At 59.1% G+C, this 3,009-nt stretch carries 3 protein-coding genes and 1 pseudogene; 2 read left to right on the top strand and 2 right to left on the bottom strand.

Going from position 1 to position 3,009, the window contains the following annotated elements; translation table 11 throughout:
* Positions 1-126 precede the first annotated feature (126 nt).
* A pseudogene (locus tag HJG45_RS28175) lies at positions 127-609 on the top strand (transposase); the annotation flags it as partial.
* Between the two features lie 8 nt (positions 610-617).
* Here the strand turns inward: HJG45_RS28175 and HJG45_RS29610 are convergent.
* Entirely contained in the window at positions 618-878 is a 261-nt protein-coding gene (locus HJG45_RS29610) for a helix-turn-helix domain-containing protein (RefSeq protein WP_171617292.1), read from the bottom strand.
* A 63-nt stretch (positions 879-941) separates the two neighbouring features.
* Between HJG45_RS29610 and HJG45_RS28165 the strand changes: the two genes are divergently transcribed.
* Positions 942-1,874, top strand: a complete 933-nt coding sequence (locus HJG45_RS28165; protein WP_171617290.1) for a site-specific DNA-methyltransferase — start codon at positions 942-944, stop codon at positions 1,872-1,874.
* On the opposite strand, the gene HJG45_RS28160 is transcribed toward HJG45_RS28165, so the two are convergent.
* Positions 1,852-2,790 (bottom strand): hypothetical protein, encoded by a 939-nt coding sequence (locus tag HJG45_RS28160; protein WP_171617289.1) that lies wholly within the window; start codon positions 2,788-2,790, stop codon positions 1,852-1,854. The genes HJG45_RS28165 and HJG45_RS28160 overlap by 23 nt on opposite strands.
* Positions 2,791-3,009: the final 219 nt, after the last annotated feature.

Here is a 3,009-nt window from a genome sequence, read left to right as displayed (position 1 = left end):
CTGACCCGCCTCGTCAACGGCTGGCCCAACAGCCGTATCGACGAACTCATGCCGTGGTGCTGGGTCACCACCGAAAAAGGCTGAGCGTCAACCGCAGTCGAGATGAGCCTGAAGTCCCCGCTTACCAAGGACCGGCGGAAGCTGGAGAATCAAACTGGCAAGCGCCAGTCCGTGGTGGTCGCCCGCGAGCGTGGCGGCAAGACCTTGCCGTTCGTCGTGGCGAAGGAAGCCGATGCGCTGCCGATCATCCGCGCAGTCGTGGAGCCGGGAACGACCGTCCATGCCGATGAGGCAGCCGGCTGGGATGGGCTGCACGCCTTTTTCGATACGAAGCGGATCAACCATACCGTCGCGTTCAGCCTCGACGGCGCCTGCACGAACCAAGCGGAAAGCTATTTCTCCCGCCTGCGCCGGGCCGAGTGGGGCCAGCACCACCACATCAGCGGCAAGTACCTCGGCGCCTATGCCCGCGAGATGGCGTGGCGGGAGGATACCCGCCGGCGGTCAAATGGGACGCTGCACAACCTCGTAGCGGCGGTGGCACTTAAGCACCCAGTGTCCCGCATGTGGGCCTGCTATTGGCGGGGCAGGCAGGCGCTGCGCACCTGACCGATCCGCTACCGCTCAACGTGCCTCAGCAACCCTGGACCGACCTCCAATCCGTGTCTTTCGAAGGCTAACATGATCTCCTTCGCAGTGCGCCAGTTCGGCTCGCGCCTACCCTTCTCAAAGTCCGACACGGTTTTTCGGGCGACCCCGGCGGCCCGCCCCAGCGACGCTTGCGACCAACCGAGCCAAGCGCGAGCCGCCGCACACTGCCTCGGGGTGAGAAGGTACGATCGGGCATCAGACCGAGGAGCTTGCGCAACCTTACTCATTATGAGTAAACCGTCCCTGTCGGCGCCGCGAATCGCCGCCTGACTTTGTTAAAGGTGCGCAGAATGCGTCAGATCGCCCAGGACGGCCAGACGGTGGTGTTCGGCTCATCCAAGAACATGGAGGCCGTCCCGGATGGGACCGTCACGCTCTCGATCACCAGTCCGCCGTATTGGAACCTCAAGGCGTATGGAGATACGCCGGGCGCCATCGGGCACAGCGAGTACGAACGCTATTTGGCCGATCTTGACGATGTGTGGGCGCAGTGCTTTCGCAAAGCTAAAGACAATGGCGTTCTGATCGTCAACATTAACATGCGGCGGCACCAAAAAAGACTCTACCCTATCCCCTTCGATATTGCCTCACGGATGAAAGGCTGGGTCTTGTGGGATGTGAACACTTGGTATGTTCCTAACGCGTTGCCCCAGCCAAACGCGTACATGGAGCGCATCCTGGACAACAAAGTTGAATACATGCTTGTCTTCACCAAGAACGGCAGCAGCGACTACTACTTCTCGAAACCCCGCGTACCGCAAAAATACGCCGTTGCTGACCCGAGGGCCGAGAAGAAGAACAAGGCCGGACGCTGTCTCGGCAATGTCATCCGGGTGCCCGCGTACAGGCCGCCCAATGTGCGAGAGATGAACTATCACATCGCCGCCTTCCCGGAAGAACTGGTAGCATTCTATCTCCAGTGCTACAGTCGCGAAGGCGACATGGTGCTGGACCCTTTTCTGGGTTCCGGCACCACATTGAAGGTCGCGCGGGTGATGGGGCGCAGCGGCGTCGGCTTTGAGATCGAAGATAAGTTCGAGCCAGTCATCCGAGCCAAGATCAGCGAGGCGTGGGAGGTGCCCGATTGGAGATCGATTGATCTGCTCCATTCGACATCTATGCAGACGGGCATGCTCGCGCCACGAAAGGTCCACTTCGCCAGACAGGCTCTTGCCCAAGGCGCGCTCTCAACTGGGCTTTTTAACCACCAAGAGGACGGATGAGCGCATCACCAGCTTCGATAAGTGAAGGGCGGTCAGCTTTCGGCACCGCATTAAGGCCCGACACAATGTCTGAAAATCCTTCTTCATCCAAGAAAGATGCGAAATCCGGCAAGTATTGGTCTGGAAGGTAGACTTGAACGGGCAGCTTTAACTTGGAGCCGCACACAACAACAGCTTTCCATATTGTGCGGTATTGGCAGAAATGGTCAGAAATCCTTAAAACCCCGCTCAAACCTGCTGTATTGCTTCGAAATCCGACACCATCGATGAAAGCCAGCAGGACGGGTTTGCGCAACTTGGGGTCGCGGCCCTCGATCCAGTTGCGGGCCGTGACCACCTCCAGATGATCCTTCGACTGACCAAATTGGCCAATGTTCGCCGTGTGGACAGTGGATTTCACCACGACCGCTGGTTCGGCAACCGACGGTATGACAAGATCGAAAGACACACCATTAATTAATGCATCCGCACAAAGCGGGTTATCAGCCTTGTCGCGCGGTTCAAATGGTATGCCCGTATCGCGCAATAGTGTCGCCAAGCGTCCTTCGGCGGCATGACCGCTCCGCTTCGCCCGCTCTTGGCGTATCCATCCCGGCCACGTGGCTTGGTTGATTGCTTCAAAAGCGTCGGCAACGGTAAGTTCCGGCTTCGCCAGGTGCCGTAAGACATTTCTCAACCTTGGGATTAAATATTCGGCCGCTGCGGCCCATGCGGAGGATCGCGGCAGCGCCCGTGGGTCGCTCGGAACTACGATCAAACTCCCCATCTTCCGAGCAGCCCTTAGATCGGTGAGGATCTTGTTCCGCGTGAGCCCCGCCATCTGCAAGCAAAGTAAGAAGGCGTCTGGATCGCGGCGAAAAATGTCTTTGAGACGACCAGCGGCGACGTCGGGAGCTTCGGCGACGACGTGGGCCACCTCCGAGAGTCTGGCAATCTGCCCCTCATTAAGCGCCACTCTAATGTCGAACTGGGTCTGAAACGCATCCTCTGAGTGGTTCCAGATATGGGCGGTAAGCGTCAGCCATCAGTGGCCTTGAGATGCCCGGGCTTGCCTGCCGAGATAGCGGGCATGACGGACGAAGCTGACGTGGCGGAACCGCTCGGAGCGGGTTCTTATGACGGTCGGAAGGGCACG

It is taken from the genome of Roseicella sp. DB1501 (assembly GCF_013112485.1).
Classification (GTDB): Bacteria; Pseudomonadota; Alphaproteobacteria; order Acetobacterales; family Acetobacteraceae; genus Paracraurococcus.
The sequence above is the reverse complement of the archived record's forward strand: the minus strand, read 5'-3'. Positions and strand labels throughout refer to the sequence as shown.